Source organism: Cedecea neteri (genome assembly GCF_000757825.1).
Taxonomy (GTDB): Bacteria; Pseudomonadota; Gammaproteobacteria; order Enterobacterales; family Enterobacteriaceae; genus Cedecea; species Cedecea selenatireducens.
On sequence record NZ_CP009451.1, the window covers coordinates 3,296,161 to 3,313,185 of the forward strand.

Annotated in this window: 16 protein-coding genes and 1 pseudogene; 7 read left to right on the forward strand and 10 right to left on the reverse strand. The window is 55.2% G+C overall.

The features are described 5' to 3' along the window. Positions 1-15: 15 nt before the first annotated feature. From phnD to yqhD, 4 genes are all read right to left on the reverse strand, one after another. Positions 16-957, reverse strand: coding sequence for a phosphonate ABC transporter substrate-binding protein (phnD, locus tag JT31_RS15295; RefSeq protein ID WP_038478866.1), 942 nt, complete (start codon positions 955-957; stop codon positions 16-18). Positions 958-992: 35 nt separating this feature from the next. After that, positions 993-1,835 carry a phosphonate ABC transporter ATP-binding protein gene (gene phnC, locus JT31_RS15300; protein WP_038478869.1) on the reverse strand — a complete coding sequence of 281 codons (843 nt, stop codon included), beginning with the start codon at positions 1,833-1,835 and terminating at the stop codon, positions 993-995. Between the two features lie 219 nt (positions 1,836-2,054). Further along, the gene (dkgA, locus tag JT31_RS15305; protein ID WP_038478872.1) at positions 2,055-2,882 is read right to left on the reverse strand and encodes a 2,5-didehydrogluconate reductase DkgA; all 828 of its coding nucleotides are present in this window, start codon (positions 2,880-2,882) and stop codon (positions 2,055-2,057) included. A 103-nt stretch (positions 2,883-2,985) separates the two neighbouring features. Beyond that, entirely contained in the window at positions 2,986-4,149 is a 1,164-nt protein-coding gene (gene yqhD / locus JT31_RS15310; protein WP_038478875.1) for an alcohol dehydrogenase, read from the reverse strand. Between the two features lie 185 nt (positions 4,150-4,334). Here yqhD and JT31_RS15315 point away from each other — a divergent pair, with 185 nt between their 5' ends. Then, complete coding sequence (locus JT31_RS15315; RefSeq protein ID WP_038478878.1) at positions 4,335-5,222, forward strand: AraC family transcriptional regulator; 888 nt, start codon at positions 4,335-4,337, stop codon at positions 5,220-5,222. A gap of 60 nt (positions 5,223-5,282) precedes the next feature. On the opposite strand, the gene yghB is transcribed toward JT31_RS15315, so the two are convergent. Continuing rightward, the gene (gene yghB, locus JT31_RS15320; RefSeq protein WP_038478881.1) at positions 5,283-5,942 is read right to left on the reverse strand and encodes a DedA family general envelope maintenance protein YghB; all 660 of its coding nucleotides are present in this window, start codon (positions 5,940-5,942) and stop codon (positions 5,283-5,285) included. 175 nt (positions 5,943-6,117) lie between these two features. After that, the gene (metC, locus tag JT31_RS15325; protein WP_038478884.1) at positions 6,118-7,305 is read right to left on the reverse strand and encodes a cystathionine beta-lyase; all 1,188 of its coding nucleotides are present in this window, start codon (positions 7,303-7,305) and stop codon (positions 6,118-6,120) included. 256 nt (positions 7,306-7,561) lie between these two features. Between metC and exbB the strand changes: the two genes are divergently transcribed. Together exbB and exbD are read left to right on the forward strand one after the other, a co-directional pair. Beyond that, positions 7,562-8,296 (forward strand): tol-pal system-associated acyl-CoA thioesterase, encoded by a 735-nt coding sequence (gene exbB / locus JT31_RS15330; RefSeq protein WP_071842970.1) that lies wholly within the window; start codon positions 7,562-7,564, stop codon positions 8,294-8,296. Between the two features lie 6 nt (positions 8,297-8,302). Further along, a complete protein-coding gene (exbD, locus tag JT31_RS15335; protein ID WP_038478889.1) occupies positions 8,303-8,728 on the forward strand; it encodes a TonB system transport protein ExbD in 426 nt (141 codons plus the stop codon). 704 nt (positions 8,729-9,432) lie between these two features. Here exbD and JT31_RS15340 read toward each other — a convergent pair. Beyond that, on the reverse strand, positions 9,433-9,816 hold the full coding sequence (locus JT31_RS15340; RefSeq protein ID WP_052049006.1) for a hypothetical protein: 384 nt from the start codon (positions 9,814-9,816) through the stop codon (positions 9,433-9,435). A gap of 4 nt (positions 9,817-9,820) precedes the next feature. Further along, positions 9,821-10,222 (reverse strand): hypothetical protein, encoded by a 402-nt coding sequence (locus JT31_RS15345; protein WP_038478892.1) that lies wholly within the window; start codon positions 10,220-10,222, stop codon positions 9,821-9,823. Between the two features lie 93 nt (positions 10,223-10,315). Between JT31_RS15345 and JT31_RS15350 the strand changes: the two genes are divergently transcribed. Next, on the forward strand, positions 10,316-10,807 hold the full coding sequence (locus JT31_RS15350; protein ID WP_038478895.1) for an ESA_00282 family adhesion-associated protein: 492 nt from the start codon (positions 10,316-10,318) through the stop codon (positions 10,805-10,807). Between the two features lie 101 nt (positions 10,808-10,908). Here JT31_RS15350 and JT31_RS24285 read toward each other — a convergent pair. Together JT31_RS24285 and JT31_RS15360 are read right to left on the reverse strand one after the other, a co-directional pair. After that, positions 10,909-11,040: pseudogene (locus JT31_RS24285) on the reverse strand (L-glyceraldehyde 3-phosphate reductase); the annotation flags it as partial. A gap of 133 nt (positions 11,041-11,173) precedes the next feature. Beyond that, positions 11,174-12,025 carry a MurR/RpiR family transcriptional regulator gene (locus tag JT31_RS15360; RefSeq protein ID WP_038478900.1) on the reverse strand — a complete coding sequence of 284 codons (852 nt, stop codon included), beginning with the start codon at positions 12,023-12,025 and terminating at the stop codon, positions 11,174-11,176. A gap of 249 nt (positions 12,026-12,274) precedes the next feature. Here JT31_RS15360 and JT31_RS15365 point away from each other — a divergent pair, with 249 nt between their 5' ends. The 3 genes from JT31_RS15365 (at position 12,275) to iolG (ending at position 17,025) form a co-directional block, all read left to right on the forward strand. After that, positions 12,275-13,780: a CoA-acylating methylmalonate-semialdehyde dehydrogenase gene (locus JT31_RS15365; protein ID WP_038478903.1), complete on the forward strand. Its 1,506-nt coding sequence runs from the start codon at positions 12,275-12,277 to the stop codon at positions 13,778-13,780. A gap of 11 nt (positions 13,781-13,791) precedes the next feature. After that, positions 13,792-15,720, forward strand: coding sequence for a 3D-(3,5/4)-trihydroxycyclohexane-1,2-dione acylhydrolase (decyclizing) (gene iolD / locus JT31_RS15370; RefSeq protein ID WP_038478907.1), 1,929 nt, complete (start codon positions 13,792-13,794; stop codon positions 15,718-15,720). Positions 15,721-16,038: 318 nt separating this feature from the next. Continuing rightward, on the forward strand, positions 16,039-17,025 hold the full coding sequence (iolG, locus tag JT31_RS15375) for an inositol 2-dehydrogenase (protein WP_038478910.1): 987 nt from the start codon (positions 16,039-16,041) through the stop codon (positions 17,023-17,025).

Here is a 17,025-nt window from a genome sequence, read left to right on the forward strand (position 1 = left end):
ATGCGGCGTTCGCGATTAGCGGGCGCTAACCAGCTCACGCTTCATGTCGATGATCTGCTGGAAGTCAGCCACAGATGCCGGGCCGATGTGCTGGGTGCCGCCCATCGCCTTCACGAAGCAACCGTGATCTTCTTTATCCAGTTTCTTCACCGCATCCACGACTTTGGCCTTGAAGTCAGCCGGCAGCTTGTTGCTGACCAGGATCGGGCCGTTCGGGATCAGCGGGGAAGTCCAGATGATGCGGATCTGCTTCATCAGGTCAGGGTGATCCATACGGATCAGGCGGTTAAACGCCCCGGCGCTATAGCCGTCGTTATAGTCGCCGACCATTGAAGCCCAGGTCACCGCGCCGGCAAACTGGCCGTTCAGCACGCCCAGGATGTCCTGCTCGTGGCCGCCGGAGAAGGTCACGCTGGAGAAGAAGTTGTTGTATTTGTTGTCCGGAGTGCCGCCGAGCTTCTGTTTGAACTCGTGGTTAGGGATCAGATAGCCAGAAGTGGAGTCAGGATCGGCGAAGCCGAAGGATTTCCCTTTCAGATCTTCGATGGTTTTGTACGGGCTGTCGGCCTTAACGATAACCACAGAGTGGTAGCCGCGGGACTGATCTTTATCGTCAACCGCGATGCCAACGATATCCACCGCTTTCGGATCGTTCATGTACACCGAAGCGTAGGAAGAAGGGGACATGCTCAGCACCAGGTCGACTTTACCGCCGATCAGGCCCTGAATAACGCCAGAGTAGTCAGAAGAGTTACGCAGTTTAGTGTCGACATTCAGTTCTTTATCCATGAACTGCTTCACACACTGGTTATCACCAATTTGCTGGGTCGCATTCTGCCCGCCGAGGATCCCGAGGTTCAGTTCGCGCGGCTGGTCAGCAGCCATTGCGTGGCCTGCAATCACAAGGCCAGTAATCACTGCAGATAAACGTAATGCGCCAGTCAGTTGCTTTTTCATTATCATTGCCTGTGTTGTATCAATTGGAGAGAGAATTAATGCACTTGATTGATTTCATCGCCGTACAAGAGATGCAGCACGTCGTCCGTTAACATCGCCGGATGACCGTCAAACACGATATTTCCTTTTGCAACCCCGATAACGCGGGTGCAGTACTCCTTCACCAGCTCGATGGAATGCAGGTTCACCATCACGCTGATGCCTTGCTCACACACTTCACGCAGCACTTTCATGATGCGCTGGGTATTTTTCGGGTCGAGGGAAGCCACCGGCTCATCGGCCAGCAGGATGCCTGGGTTTTGCATCAGCGCCCGGCAAATGGCTACGCGCTGCATCTGGCCGCCGGAAAGGTTCTCGGCGCGCTGCAGGGCGTGAGGCAGCATGTTCATCCACTCCAGCAGGGAAATGGCGCGGGCGCGGTCTGCCTCAGGGAAAACTTTAAACAGGGATTTCAGCGTGGAGGTCTGGCTCAGGCGGCCCAGCAGCACGTTAGTCAGCACGTCCAGTCTCGGCACCAGGCAGAAATCCTGGAAAATCATGCCGCATTCGGTGCGCCACTGGTTCAGAGCGCGACCGCTGAGTTTAGACACATCGTGCGGCATCCCGACTTCTGGAAAGCTGAGGATCTCGCCCGACGTGGCAGTGTGCGTACCGTTAAGAATATGCAGCAGCGTGGATTTGCCCGCGCCTGAGCGGCCAATCACGCCAACCAGTTCACCGGCATGCAGGTCGAAGTTAATGTCGTGCAGCACGGTCTGGTGTGAGTTATAGGCCTTACTCAGGCTCTTAACGCTCAGTACTTTACGGCCCGGAGCGGGTGCAAACTGCGGCAGAGACTCCAGGTCAGAGTTGGTAACAACGGCAAGGGATCTGTTCATAACCATTCCAAATGAGTTAGCGAAGCTGGCCCTATTTATCGTGGTGTTGTGTGACTTTTTGATTACGGCTAAAAGAACAAATAATGAACGCCGTGAAAATTCAGTCACCGTCAGAACGGATGTGTTGCGCGTAGAAACCGCTTGGGCAGGGGGTGTACAGGAAATAAAAAACCACCCGGCCCGTTAAGGCGAAGGTGGTTTGGGAAAGAAAATCTGGACTTAGCCGACAAACACATCCGGGTCTGGCCCAAGACGTTTGCCGCTGTCGAGCTTCGCAATTTCAGCCAGCTCGTCTTTGTCCAGCCGGAAGTCGAACACCTCAAAGTTTTCGGCAATACGAGCAGGCGTGACCGATTTAGGGATAACCACCAGTCCGCTATCCAGGTGCCAGCGAATCACAACCTGCGCCGGCGTTTTGCCGTATTTTTCCGCTAAATCACGAATGATTTTCTGATCAAACACGCCTTCGCCGCCCTGAGCCAGCGGGCTCCATGACTCGGTCTGAATCTTATGGGTAGCGTTCCACGCATGAATCTGGCGCTGCTGCAGCAGTGGGTGCAGCTCAATCTGGTTAATAACCGGGCTAACGCCGGTTTCGTCGATCAGCCGCTGGAGATGATTAATATTGAAGTTACACACCCCGATACTCTTCACCAGGCCCTCTTTTTGCAGCTCAATCAGCCCTTTCCAGGCTTCGAGGTAGCGATCCTTACTCGGCACCGGCCAGTGCAGCAGGTAGAGATCGACGTAGTCGAGCTGCAGCTTTTCAAGGCTGTCTTCCAGCGCCTGGCGAGGCCGCTGCTGGTCGCTGTTCCATAGCTTTGTAGTAATGAACAGGTCGTCACGCGCAACGCCTGCGCTCTTCAGCGCGGCGCCTACGCCGTCCTCATTTTTGTAGGCGGCGGCGGTGTCAATGGAGCGGTACCCCACCTCCAGCGCTTTCTCAATGGCTGTCCTGACCTGGTCGTTGCTTGCCTGCCAGACACCGAGCCCAAGCTGCGGCATCACGTTGCCATCCTGGAGCTTGATTAAGGTTGGATGAGTCATACGTACCTCCTTAATAGTGCGAAAAACACCGGGCAAGCCCGGTGTAAGTTTTTTATTAAGTCTAGTCGAAACTCAGGCAATGAAAGCCATCACCAGGATTCTCTTAGCGAGCGGCTTCGTAAATGCGGCGGCTAACGTCCAGCGTGATGTCCTGATGTTCACCCAGCTTAGTCATGCCTTTTTCTTCCAGTTTCACCAGCAGAGCGGGGATGGAACTGCCGTCCAGGCCGTAGGCGGACAGGCGAGTCGCGGTGCCCATTTTCTCGAAGAAATTGCGCGTAGCTTCGATAGCAGCATCAATACGTTCGTCTTCGCTGCCGGAAGTGATGTTCCAGACGCGCTCTGCATACTGCAGCAGTTTGGCACGCTTCTCGTTACGTTTTTCATTCATCAGAGAAGGCAGAACCACCGCCAGGGTCTGAGCGTGATCCAGACCGTGCATTGCGGTCAGTTCGTGGCCCAGCATATGGGTTGCCCAGTCCTGCGGCACGCCGGCCCCGATCAGGCCGTTCAGCGCCATCGTCGCGGCCCACATCACGTTCGCACGAACGTCATAGTTTTCCGGATCTTTCAGCGCTTTCGGGCCGTCTTCAACCAGCGTCAGCAGAATGCCTTCGGCAAAACGATCCTGAACTTTGGCGTTAACCGGGTAGGTCAGGTACTGCTCGATGGTGTGAACAAAGGCATCCACCACGCCGTTAGCAACCTGTTTAGGCGGCAGGGTGTAGGTGTAAACCGGATCCAGAACCGCAAAGACAGGCTGTACGAAATCAGACATAAACGCCTGTTTGTCGCCGGTAGAACGGCGGGAAACCACTGCGCCTTTGTTGGACTCGGAGCCGGTGGCCGGCAGCGTCAGTACGGAGCCCATTGGGATCGCGCTTTTCACGTCGTTACCGCGGGTCAGCAGAATGTTCCACGGATCGATATCCTGCGGATAGTGAGCCGCAGCCGCGATGAATTTAGTGCCGTCGAGCACGGAGCCGCCGCCGACTGCCAGCAGGAAAGTCACGTTTTCTTTACGCGCGATTTCCACGGCTTTCATCAGCGTTTCGTAAGACGGGTTAGGTTCGATGCCGCCAAACTCCAGCACGTCGAGGCCTTTCAGCGCGTCTTTAACCTGGCCCAGTACGCCAGTTTTAATCACGCTGCCGCCGCCGTAGGTCACCAGGACGCGAGCGTCCGCTGGGATCTGGTCACGCAGCTCTGCCAGGGAGCCTTTACCAAACAGGATGCGGGTTGGGGTATGAAGATTGAAGTTATTCATGATGGGTTTCCCGTTCGTTAGATGAGTTACATTGCTAAATCTGATGGCGCTTATTGTGGTCCGCCACCCTGTCTCTCTCAATGCATATTCCTGCCTTTATCTTGCCTGTTTCTCCAAACGGCTGGAGAAACCGTAGGATTCATCGCACACTGTAAGCCGGATAAAAGTGCCGTGGAGACGTAAACATGAACCGCCAGGCTATCTGCCAGCAGCTGACGGATAAAATCAATCAGCTGATTTTAAAAGAAAAAAGTGATGTATTTTTTGATGGCGTAAGGCTGATGTACGGCACCAAACCGATGGTACGTACCCCGGTAATGTACGATCCGGGCATTGTTTTTCTCTTTTCAGGCCATAAAACGGGTTATCTCAACGACCGCGTATTCCGCTATGACGCCAACGAATACCTGCTCCTGACGGTGCCTTTGCCCTTTGAGTGCGAAACCTTTGCGACAGCCGACGTGCCGCTCGCGGGGATGCGCGTGAAGGTGGATATTCAGCAGCTGCAGGATTTGCTGATGGACATCGGCGAGGACGACCTGTTCCGGCCTCAGTCCTGCACCGATGGGATCAATTCAGCCGAACTGTCGGAAGAAATTCTTTGCGCCACCGAGCGGTTGTTGGACGTCTTAGAAAGGCCTCTTGATGCCCGGGTGCTGGGCAAACAAATTATCCGCGAGATCCTCTATCACGTGCTGACGGGGCCAAGCGGCGGGGCGCTGTTGGCGCTGGTTAGCCGCCAGACTCATTTTAGCCTCATCAGCCGGGTGCTGCGTCGGATTGAAAACCAGTACACCGAAAACCTGTCGGTAGACCAGCTGGCGGCCGAGGCTAACATGAGCGTGTCGGCGTTCCATCATAACTTTAAGTCGGTGACCAGCACCTCGCCGCTGCAATACCTGAAAAGCTATCGCCTGCATAAGGCAAGAATGTTAATGCTGCATGACGGTATGAAGGCAAGCGCGGCGGCTATTCGCGTCGGCTATGAAAGCGCTTCGCAGTTTAGCCGGGAGTTTAAGCGCTATTTTGGCGTGACGCCGGGGGAAGACATGGCGCGGATGCGGGTGATTTAAGGCGGTGATTGCAAAGAGCGAATAAGCCATTCTTATCCGCTCTGGCTGAATCAAGGACGATTACGCGGCGCTAACTTTTTTTTTCAACACCACAAACAGCGTGCCGACAAGGCCAAAAATCAGCAGGGCAACGGGCAGGATCATCAGGAAGGTCATGACCTGATCTTCATGACGCTTAACAAAGGGGATCATGCTGAGCGCATAGCCCAGGCTGGTAACAACGCCCACCCACAGCAGCCCGCTCAGCCAGTTAAATAACTGAAAACGACGGTTGCTGAGGCCCGAAATGCCCGCCATGGTTGGCAGCAGCGTACGAACAAAGGCCAGGAAGCGGCCAGCGAGCAGCGCCAGCAGGCCGTGGCGGTCAAACATCTGCGTGGCGCGCTGGTGGTACTGGGTTGGCAGTTGTGCAAGCCAGCCTTTCACGGTACGGGTATTGCCGAGCCAGCGGCCTTGTAAATAGCTCAGCCAGCAGCCGAGGCTTGCGGCAACGGTAAGAATAACCAACGTTGGAACAAATCCCATTACCCCTTTCGCTATTAGCGCGCCCGCGAGCAGCAGCAGGCTATCTCCCGGCAAAAACGAAGCGGGAAGCAGCCCATTTTCCAGAAAAAGCGTTGCGAACATAACGCAATAAACAACACCAATAACGTGGGGGTCGGCCAGCGCGGCAAAATCGTGATGCCAGAGCGCCTCGACAATATTTTTTATAACAGCCATGGGTATTCCTGTGGAACCGCTTATTGAGCTTGCCTGAGTATTGCTCCCGCAACTTAGGCTCACCTTAATTTCTACACATTGTACCGCTAAAATGCCGGCGACACCTTGATCCCAGGCTCAACAAAACGCCGATGATGGCAAAAAAACGCTCCACGGTTACCGCTAAACGGAAATTTTAGGCAATGCGCTGGAAACCTACTTCCAGATCGGCAATCAGATCGTCCACGTTTTCCAGGCCAATATGCAGGCGAACCAGGGTACCGCTGAAGTCGACGCCGCCTGCGGGGCGGATCTCAGCCAGTTCATCAGGCTGATTAGCGAGAATAAGCGATTCATAACCGCCCCAGGAATAGGCCATGCTGAAATGCTCGAAATGATTGAGGTACCGTGCATACTCTTCATCGCTGAGCCGTTTTTTCAGCACAAACGAGAACAGCCCGCTGCTGCCTGTAAAGTCACGTTTCCAGTATTCATGCCCTTTACTTCCGGGAAGTGCCGGATGATTCACTCTTTCTACCTGAGGATGCCCGGCCAGCCATTCGGCCACTTGTAGGCTGCTTTCATGGTGCTGACGCAGACGAACGCCCAGCGTGCGAATACCTCGGCTTGTCATATAAGCGGTATCCGCATCCAGCATTTGCCCCATCAGGTAGGCATTCTCGCGCAGCCGATCCCAACATCGGGCATTGGATACCGCGGTGCCGACCATCGCATCCGAATGGCCAATCAGGTATTTGGTGCCCGCCTGAATAGAAATATCGATACCGAACTCCAGCGCCTTAAACAGCACGCCAGCCGCCCAGGTATTGTCGATCATGATGATAGCGTCAGGGGCAACGCGCCTGACCGCCGCGACGATCGCCGGAATATCGTGGACTTCCATGGTAATAGAGCCGGGGGACTCGAGGAAAACGACTTTGGTGTTCGGCTGAATCAGGTCGGCTATCCCGGCCCCGATATCCGGCGCGAACCAACTGGTGCTGACCCCGAGCTTCGAGAGAATTTTGGTGCAGAAGTCCTGGGTGGGTTCGTAGGCGGTTTCGGTGACCAGAACATGATCGCCCTGCTCGACAAAGGCCAGAATAGTATTGGCAACGGCAGCGGCGCCGCAGGGGAAGAGGGCGCAGCCGGCGCCGCCTTCAAGTTCGCACATCGCTTCCTGTAACGAGAAATGGGTTAGCGTGCCGCGGCGGCCGTAGAACAGCTCTCCTTTTGCGCGATTGGCGGTGGCCTGTTTTTTGGCCTCGACGCTTTCAAACACCAAAGAGGAGGCGCGCTGAATGACGCTGTTAACCGAACCCTGAGTAAACTTCTTGCTGCGCCCGGCGTTGACCAGCGTCGTTTCGATGTGTTTTTCCGCCATTGTCGTTTCCCCGTTTAACCATCTGGATGTCTGGACGTAAATTAACACACAATGCGCAAAGGGCATCATGGCGTTTTTTCAGGTTGGTCAAAAAAGTCATCATTTCGCCGGGGCAGACCTTTTCCTGCGTAAGCGCAAGGAATGCCTCAACAATTTCTGGCAGTCTGCAAATACTAATGAGAACGACTATCAATTCGATAGTTTTTTGATATATTAGTCTCAGTTTTGACATTTATTTCTCGCTGGAGCGTAAGACGTGACGAGTAATTTGATGCAGACGGATCTGTCCGTTTGGGGCATGTATCAACATGCTGACATCGTAGTGAAGATCGTGATGATTGGCCTGATTATGGCCTCTGTAGTCACCTGGGCCATCTTTTTCAGTAAGAGCGTGGAGCTGATTACCCAGAAACGTCGCCTCAAGCGCGAACAGCAGCAGCTGGCTAACGTCCGCTCCCTGAATGAAGCGAGCAGCGCGGCCGAAGCGTTTGACAGCAAAAGCCTCAGCACGCTGTTAATCAACGAAGCCCAAAACGAGCTGGAACTTTCCGCCGGCGTTGAAGATAACGAAGGCATCAAAGATCGTACCGGCTTCCGCCTTGAGCGCCGCGTGGCCGCCGTTGGGCGTCACATGGGGCGTGGCAACGGCTTCCTGGCCACTATCGGCGCTATTTCGCCGTTTGTCGGCCTGTTCGGCACCGTTTGGGGCATCATGAACAGCTTCATCGGTATCGCCCAGTCCCAGACCACTAACCTGGCGGTTGTTGCGCCGGGTATCGCAGAAGCACTGCTGGCAACGGCCATTGGCCTGGTCGCCGCAATCCCTGCGGTGGTTATCTATAACATCTTCGCGCGTATGATTGGCAGCTACAAAGCAAGCCTTAGCGACGTGGCGGCTCAGGTACTGTTGCTGCAAAGCCGTGACCTTGACCTGGAGGGCACAGCCCAGCCGCGCCCGGTACGCAATACTCAGCAACTGCGTGTAGGTTAATGCCCCATGGCAATGCGTCTGAACGAAAACCTCGATGACAATGGTGAAATGCACGAAATCAACGTTACGCCGTTTATCGACGTGATGTTGGTGCTGCTGATCATCTTCATGGTGGCCGCGCCGCTGGCCACGGTGGACGTGAAGGTTAACCTTCCGGCCTCCAGCAGCGAACCGCAGCCACGCCCGGAAAAGCCGGTTTACCTGTCGGTAAAAGCAGACCATTCGATGTTTATCGGCAACGATCCGGTAAGCAAAGAGTCGATGGTTAGCTCATTGATTGCCGCGACCGAAGGGAAAAAGGACACCACCATTTTCTTCCGCGCGGACAAAACGGTGGACTACGAAACGCTGATGGACGTGATGGATACGCTGCACCAGGCAGGGTACCTGAAGATTGGCCTGGTCGGCCAGGAAGTCACTAAAGCGAAGTAAGAGGGGGGGCCCTCATCACGGCCCTTTTCCTCTTGGGAGAGGAGTCTATGACGGTTCGACTAAGGTTCCGTTCACTTCCAGTCCTGCTTCACATGTCATCACAGAACTTGTGAACGACTCGGGGAAGTCACCGTCACTTCCCCGAGACCCCGGACTCCCGGCCAAATAAATCGACCGCTAAAGCGGCAGACCTCCGTTTTATCTCCCAGTCCTGGGTCGCCTGAGATGCGTTCCCGACGCTCTCAGCCTCCGGCCGTTCCCGACGGCCGGACCCTGGCCAGTCGGAGAGAAAACGGAGGCGATTTAAGCCGGAACCGAGCCTCGCTTCAAACTTATAGCCACGCTGAACATAAAAATTGCTGCCAGTTCCAAAGCCACGCCCTTGTTCCCGGCTCTCATCGCCCCCGGTTATGACCCAACTCAGGCGGGGTTGAGCTGTCGGGAACAGCGAAAGAGAGCGATCGTCGGGAACGAATCGCGAACGACCCCGAATGTTTGGGTGATAGCCGGTGGGTTTACCGCTTCAGCGGCGATGAGCTCGCCGGGCGCCGGGGCTGTCCGGGGGATGGCGTTATCCCCCGGACACGTTCACCGTGCGCTGAAAGTACAGGGGAAGCAGATCTAAAGGTGAACGGAAAACCGCGGGGCGAAAGATATCTCCCGGAAGATTGGAAAGGGAAATGTGTAGAAGAGGAAAACCCCACTCACAGAGTGGAACTCTTCCATGTCTTCTCCGCCAGGCCACGGGTTATCGACAGCGTCTGGGCTTCTTGCTCCTTCAGGCGCTGATAATGTCCTTCCAGTCGCTTGAGGATTTGCTCTTTAAGCTTCGGATGGTGGCTGAGGATCTCTTCCAGCACCGCGCCGTACACTTCCTCCTTCGCTCGCCATGGGTAAATCTCACGGCGGTTCATCCATTTCAGGTCGACCAGTGCCGAAGTAATATCCGTCACTTCCTGTGTATTGCGGGTAATATTTTCATTTTTAAGCCGAACAAGAATAGCTATGTTTTTACTTAACGTAAATTCATGGTCTTTATTTTCGTCGGCGTTGATTAACGCAGATTGTTTTTTTATAGGTTCTGCCACGGCACTACTCCTCAATCGAATAGCATAATGGCCAGGGTTTTTCTTGAGTCATTTGATTAACCCAAATTTCCTGTTCTTTGCTACTCACCCAGGCGGTTTTATCTTCGATAAGCATTTGTAAGTCGGCGGCGCTAATAAGTTCTTTTTCAACCAGTTCGCCCATCAGGGCATGTAGAGCTTCTATCCTGACCGCGCACAGCAGACGTTCTTTAATATGACGATCGGTTTCTTCAAGCAGGCGGTTTTTGGCCTGGCCTGCGTAATGACTGCCGCTCAGGATGTTTTTTTCCAGCGTTAAAATCTTATCCTGAACGACTTCCGGCGTGGTACTATTTTCAGCTTCTGCAGGGAGCGTTGAGGGTGCAACAACAGGATAGCGCCGTGGTAAGAAGTGTTCAGGCAGCATCGAATGTGATCCTTTGATATCGGTTCAATATTCAGGTTCAGAGATTCGCGATATGATGCCTCAATTCAAAAATAAAAAAAACAGGAGTTTCTTATGCACAGCATATTTTATTCTATTGTCACAATTTTGATTTTGTTATGCGCCGTGTTGGTTATGCGCAAGGAATTTGGTGCGTCAAATAATAAGTCTGATGAAATAAAACCGCTGACCACCAGCGAAGAGCGGGAAGATTACTTTGGCATGTTGATGTCAAAAATCACGCCCAGCTATTATTGGCGTATCAACAGTGAGTATATTGATTTCACCCATGCCACAATTAAAAAAATGCGTATTGATGAGTTGACCTCGCAGCCGGTTTTATTTAGCGCCCAGCGCCGCTGCAGCGACTTAAATTCGGCGGTATATAAATATTACGACAATATTAAAAAACGCTGCGCCGAAGGTGAACAGGTTCCGTTGTCGGATATTGAAGTGCTCAACCTGCGTCAGTGTTTTAACGAGTTTAGCCGGGAAGCCTACCCGGAGCTGGTGGCGCTGGTTTGGCCGCAGTACCAGCGCCCTGAGATAGACCTGAACAGCGTGTGAGACGTTAAACGCATTTCCAGACAGGATAGGAACGTATTATTGAGAATGTGATGCGGACCTCGCGCTGACTTCTTGCCCCTGTTAAACAGGGGCTTTTGCTTTTATTTATCCGAAGATGCCTGCCACAAATTCAGTTCGCCATCGGTAACGTGGCGGTCAATTCTCTCCAGCTCTTCTGCCGTAAAGCTGAGATTATCCAGCGCTTTCACGTTTTCTTTTAGCTGCTCTGGCCGCAGGAGCGATACTGCATGGATTGATAACGTGCCGGGCTGGCCTCGTACGGCATAGTGTCTCCTTAGGGTAAGAGTTATTTTTTGAAACGCTGTTTTCATCTTAACCCTGCGGAGACATTCGGCAATCCGAAAATCAGGCCTCCGGCGAAAGCGCGCTGTGGGGCGTGCCCTGGTAATACGCGAGCGCCACCATCAGCGACTGCACCAGGCAAAGCGTGGCCGACTGCGAGCGGAAAGCGTCGACCTGCGCCTCTTTCACCACAAAACAGAGATCGCTGAATGTTGCGAACGGGCTGATCTGGCTGTCGGTAATCACAATCTGGCGGGCACCGGCCTGCGCGGCGATTTCACTCACCATCAGCGTTTCCTCGGCATAAGGCGAGAAGCTTATCGACACCACGATATCTTTCGCTTTAACGCGGTTGACCTGCTCGCGCAGCATGCCGCCAAGCCCGTCCAGCAGCACTGCGCGGCAATCAAGGTGGCTCAGGGCATAGGTCAGGTAGGCCGCCACGCTAAAAGAACGGCGCAGGCCGACAACATAGATAGTGTCCGCTTCGGCGAGCAGCTCAACCGCATGTTGTAGCTGCTCTGGATCGGTACGTGCGGCCAGCTGCTGCAGCGCCTGAGCGTTCGAACGAGCGAACTCTTGCAGAATATCCAGCGGCGTTTCCGGGACGACTTCGCTGCCAAGCTCGCGGAACAGCCTCGCCCGGTCAGTGTAGCTGGCCGTCTCTTCCACCAGGTTCATGCGGAACAGCTGTTTCATCTCGTTGAATCCGCTGAAATCAAAGGCATTGGCAAAGCGAATCAGCGTCGAGGGCGGCACTTCGGCCCGCTCGGCAATGGCGGCCACGGTATCAAATGCCACGCTGTTGGTGTTATCCAGCACGTAGCGGGAAACCTGCTGCAGCCTCTTACTCAGGCCGTCGTAGCGGTCGCGGATCTGCTGTTGGAGTTCGCTTAGGGTCGTCGCCGTGGTCAATTTGCCATCCTCAAAAGTATTCACTGAAACGTATTTAAGCGCAGTACCGCGAAAAATGAAACAGATGCACCAAAAGCCGGTGGGGCTGAAATGTCTCTTGCCTCTCAGTCTTTGCACATCTTTCCCCGCGTTAACATAAAAACGGAGTGTTGATCACAATAATCAACATTTATTTTATTTCAACTTAAAATGGAATGTTTGTTTCATATACAGTGTTCGGGAGACAACCCTAACAGCGAGAGGCCAGAGATGGAGACGGTAGCTAATTTTATTCACGGTGAATGCGTCGCGGGCGAAGGTCAGCGCGTGCAGGCGATCTTCAACCCGGCAACCGGCGAGCAGATTCGCCAGGTCGGCATGAGCACGGCCAGACAGACCGAGCAGGCCATCGCCGCCGCTCAGCAGGCGTTTCCGGGCTGGGCTCGCCAGTCTCCCCTCAAGCGCGCTCGCGTGATGTTCCGCTTTAAAAGCCTGCTTGAAGAACATATGGACGGCCTGGCGAGGCTCATCAGCGAAGAGCACGGCAAAGTGTATTCTGATGCCGTGGGCGAACTGACCCGCGGCCTCGAAGTGGTGGAGTTTGCCTGTGGCATACCGCATCTGCAAAAGGGCGAGCATTCGGCCAACGTGGGTACGGGCGTAGATAGCCACTCGCTGATGCAGCCGCTTGGCGTTTGTGCGGGGATCACGCCGTTTAACTTCCCGGCCATGGTGCCGATGTGGATGTTCCCCATTGCGCTGGTTACCGGCAATACCTTCGTCCTCAAGCCGTCGGAAAAAGATCCGTCGTTGTCGCTGCGGCTAGCTCAACTGTTGCAAGAGGCCGGGCTGCCGGACGGAGTATTTAACGTAGTTCAGGGCGATAAAGAAGCCGTAGACGTTCTGCTGACTGACCCAAGAGTTCAGGCCGTCAGCTTTGTCGGCTCGACGCCGATTGCCGAGTACATCTACCAGACTGCTTCCGCCCACGGCAAGCGTTGCCAGGCGCTGGGCGGGGCGAAAAACCACTGTATCTTAATGCCGGATGCTGACCTGGAAATGGCAACCAACGCCATCATGGGAGCCGCTTTTGGTGCCGCCGGTGAGCGCTGCATGGCGCTGTCGGTTGTGGTTGCCGTGGGCGATGAAACCGCCGATGCGCTTTGTGCGGGACTGGAAAAACAGCTCGACACGCTGCGAGTTGGGCCTGGGCTGGGGCATGAGCCAGAAAATGACATGGGGCCGCTGATTTCCGCCCCGCACCGGGCAAAAGTGCTGGGCTATATTGATAGCGGCGAGCAACAGGGCGCGACGCTGCGCGTTGATGGCCGTGGTCTCAGGCTGGCGGGCAATGAAGGCGGTTATTTTGTTGGCCCAACGCTGTTTGACCGCGTCACGCCTGAAATGACCATCTATAAAGAAGAAATATTCGGCCCGGTGCTGTGCGTGGTGCGCATGCCGGATTACGCCAGCGCTCTGGAGCTGATTAACAAACATGAATACGGCAACGGCACGGCGATTTTTACCCGTGATGGCGGCACCGCAAGGCGTTTTACCGAGGAAGTCCAGACGGGCATGGTCGGCGTGAACGTCCCCATCCCGGTGCCAATGGCGTTTCACAGCTTCGGCGGCTGGAAGCGTTCCATCTTTGGGCCACTTAACGTCCACGGCAGCGACGGCGTACGTTTCTATACGCGCATGAAAACCGTCACCGCCCGCTGGCCGGACACCAGCCATCAGCAAGGCTCTGCGTTCTCGATGCCAACGCTGGGCTAAGGGGAGGAAAGATGACGACACAACGCATGACCATGGCGCAGGCGCTGGTCAGGTTTTTAAACCAGCAGTACGTTGAAATCGACGGGCGCGAGCAGCCGTTTGTTGAGGGCGTAATGACCATTTTCGGGCACGGCAACGTGCTCGGCCTTGGGCAGGCGCTGGAGGAGGAACCCGGCCACCTGAAGGTACATCAGGGCTGCAACGAGCAGGGCATGGCGCATATCGCCACTGGCTTCGCCAAACAGCACCGTCGGCAGCGCATTTATGCCGTGAGCTCATCCGTGGGGCCAGGGGCGGCAAATATGGTGACTGCCGCCGCAACGGCCACCGCCAACCGCATTCCTTTGTTGTTGCTGCCCGGCGACATCTATGCCAGCCGGCAGCCGGACCCGGTGCTCCAGCAAATCGAGCAGTATCACGATCTCAGCATCAGCACCAACGACTGCTTCCGGCCTGTGTCCCGCTACTGGGACAGGATTAACCGCCCGGAGCAGCTGATGAGCGCCATGATTAGTGCCATGCGAGTACTTACTAACCCCGCGGAAACGGGAGCGGTAACGATTTGCCTGCCGCAGGACGTGCAGGGGGAAGCCTGGGATTATCCGCAAAGCTTCTTCGAGAAGCGAGTACATCATATTGAACGGCGCCCGCCGGATGAAAGCCGCCTGCAGGCTGCGTTGAAGCTGATTGCCGGCAAGCGTCGCCCGCTGGTTATCTGCGGCGGAGGGGTTCGCTATTCAGGCGCGCATCAGGCATTTCAGCATTTTGTGGAGGGCTTCGGGCTGCCGTTTGCCGAAACGCAGGCCGGGAAAGGTGCAATTGTAAGCGAGCACTCACTTAATCTCGGCGGCCTCGGCGTGACGGGCGGCCTGGCGGCTAATCGGCTTGCGCCGCAGGCCGATCTGATTATTGGCGTGGGTACCCGCTTGACCGACTTCACCACCGGTTCTAAATCACTATTTTCACCTGAGGCCGACTTCCTGCTGCTTAACGTGGCCGAGTTCGACGCCCTCAAGCTGGACGCCACGCCGCTGGTAGCCGATGCAAAGATTGGGCTTGAATGGCTGACTACCGGCCTGCATCAGGCAGGCTACCACGCTGCCTGGCAGGACGAAGCAGCTCACGCTCAAGCGGCCTGGCGCGACGAGTGCCAACGGTTGTGGAGGCGGAACTGGCAACCAGGAGAACCTCCAGAAGTGGCGGGCCACCTGGATGAAACGTTGCAGGAATACAGCCACGAGCTAGGCACCTCATTAACGCAAACCCGCGTGCTGGGCCTGGTGAATCAGCATATAGAAGAGGACGCCATCGTGGTGGGCGCGGCCGGGTCGTTGCCGGGAGATTTACAGCGCCTGTGGCAGGTAAAAACGCCGGACAGCTATCACCTCGAATACGGCTATTCGTGCATGGGCTATGAGATAGCCGCCGCGGTAGGGGCTAAGCTCGCGAAGCCGCAGCAGCCGGTGTATGCGATGGTCGGGGACGGATCTTACCTGATGCTGCATTCTGAGATGCAAACCGCCGTCCAGGAAGGGATAAAAATCACCATTTTGCTGTTTGATAACGCCGGCTTCGGCTGCATCAATAACCTGCAAATGGGCCACGGAATGGGCAGTTTTGGCACCGAAAATCGTTCCCGTAACCCGCAAAGCGGCAGGCTTGATGGCCCGCTGGTGAAGGTGGACTTTGCCCAAAATGCCGAAAGCTATGGCTGCAAAGCCTGGCGGGTCAACGGCGAGTCTGAGCTGCTTGCTGCCCTGGAAGCCTCCCGCCGGGAGCCGGGACCGACGCTGCTGGATATCAAAGTGCTGCCTAAAACCATGACGCACGATTACGAAGCCTGGTGGCGTACCGGAGATGCCCAGGTTTCGCGCTCGAGCGCCGTGACCGATGCCGCGGAACAAACCGCTGGTAAGCTCAAAAAAGCCCGTCAGTACTAGTCCTTTAGCATTCCGCCAGACCATTTGGCGGAATGTTCATTTCATTTTCACTTCATCTGTGTTCTTTGTCGATCTATGAACGCGCTCCCTCTCTCAAATCCCTTCTCTGTGCAGGCGTTAATTCACCCGTTGTTGTGATTTTGCTAGCAAAATGAAGTCGATAAATCATCAAAATGTTAACCTCTGCGCAAAAATGAAACTTTCACTCTGCATTAAAATGAAATAAATGTTTTATTTAAGGCGTCGTTATTCAGCTGCACGTGAAGGCCGGCCTGCCCGGCTCATGACCCTACTGCAACACCACTTTCGGGAGCCGCCATGTTTAACATTGCTTTACTAGGAGCAGGCCGTATCGGCCAGATCCACGCCGCCAATATTGCTGCCCATCCGCATTCCACCCTCTGGTCCGTTGTCGACCCTAATGCAGAAAACGCCGCGCGCATTGCCGAAAAATACCAGGCTCGCCAGCAAAGCGTTGAACAGGCGATGAGTGACCCGGAGGTGCATGCCGTGCTGATCGCCTCGGCGACCGATACCCATGCGGACCTGATTGAGCTTGCCGCCAAACACGGCAAGGCTATTTTCTGTGAAAAGCCGGTACACCTGGATCTGGCTCGCGTGCGTGACTGCCTGAAAGTCGTTAAAGAGCGTGATGTTCCGCTGTTCATTGGCTTTAACCGCCGCTTCGATCCGCAGTTCCGTAAAGTGAAAAACGAAGTGCTGCAGGGGCGCATCGGGACGCCGGAATCGCTGGTGATTATCTCTCGCGACCCGTCGCCACCGCCTGCAGAATATGTGCGTGTCTCCGGCGGGATGTTCCGCGACATGACCATTCATGACTTTGATATGGCTCGCTTCATCATGGGTGAAGAGCCCGTTTCGGTGTACGCCCAGGGCAGCAACCTGGTTGACCCGGCGATTGGCGCGGCGGGAGACATCGATACCGCGTTTATCGTCCTGAAATACGCTTCTGGCGCGCTGGCCACCATCGTTAACAGCCGTCGTTCGGCCTACGGATACGACCAGCGCCTCGAGCTACACGGTTCTAAGGGCCTGCTGACCGCCGGCAATATTCTGGAAAATCAGGTCCAGTTCTTCGGCGACGGCGGTCACAACAGCGCGTTGCCAGAACACTTCTTCCTCCAGCGCTACAAAGATGCCTACGCCGCCGAATGGCAGCACTTTGTTGCCGTCCTGCGCGGTGAGGCCAAACCCGAGTGCAGCGGCGATGACGGTGAACGCGCCCTGTACCTGGCCGACAAGGCGCTGGAGTCACTGCGTAGCCAGCGCGAAGTTGCTTTGTAA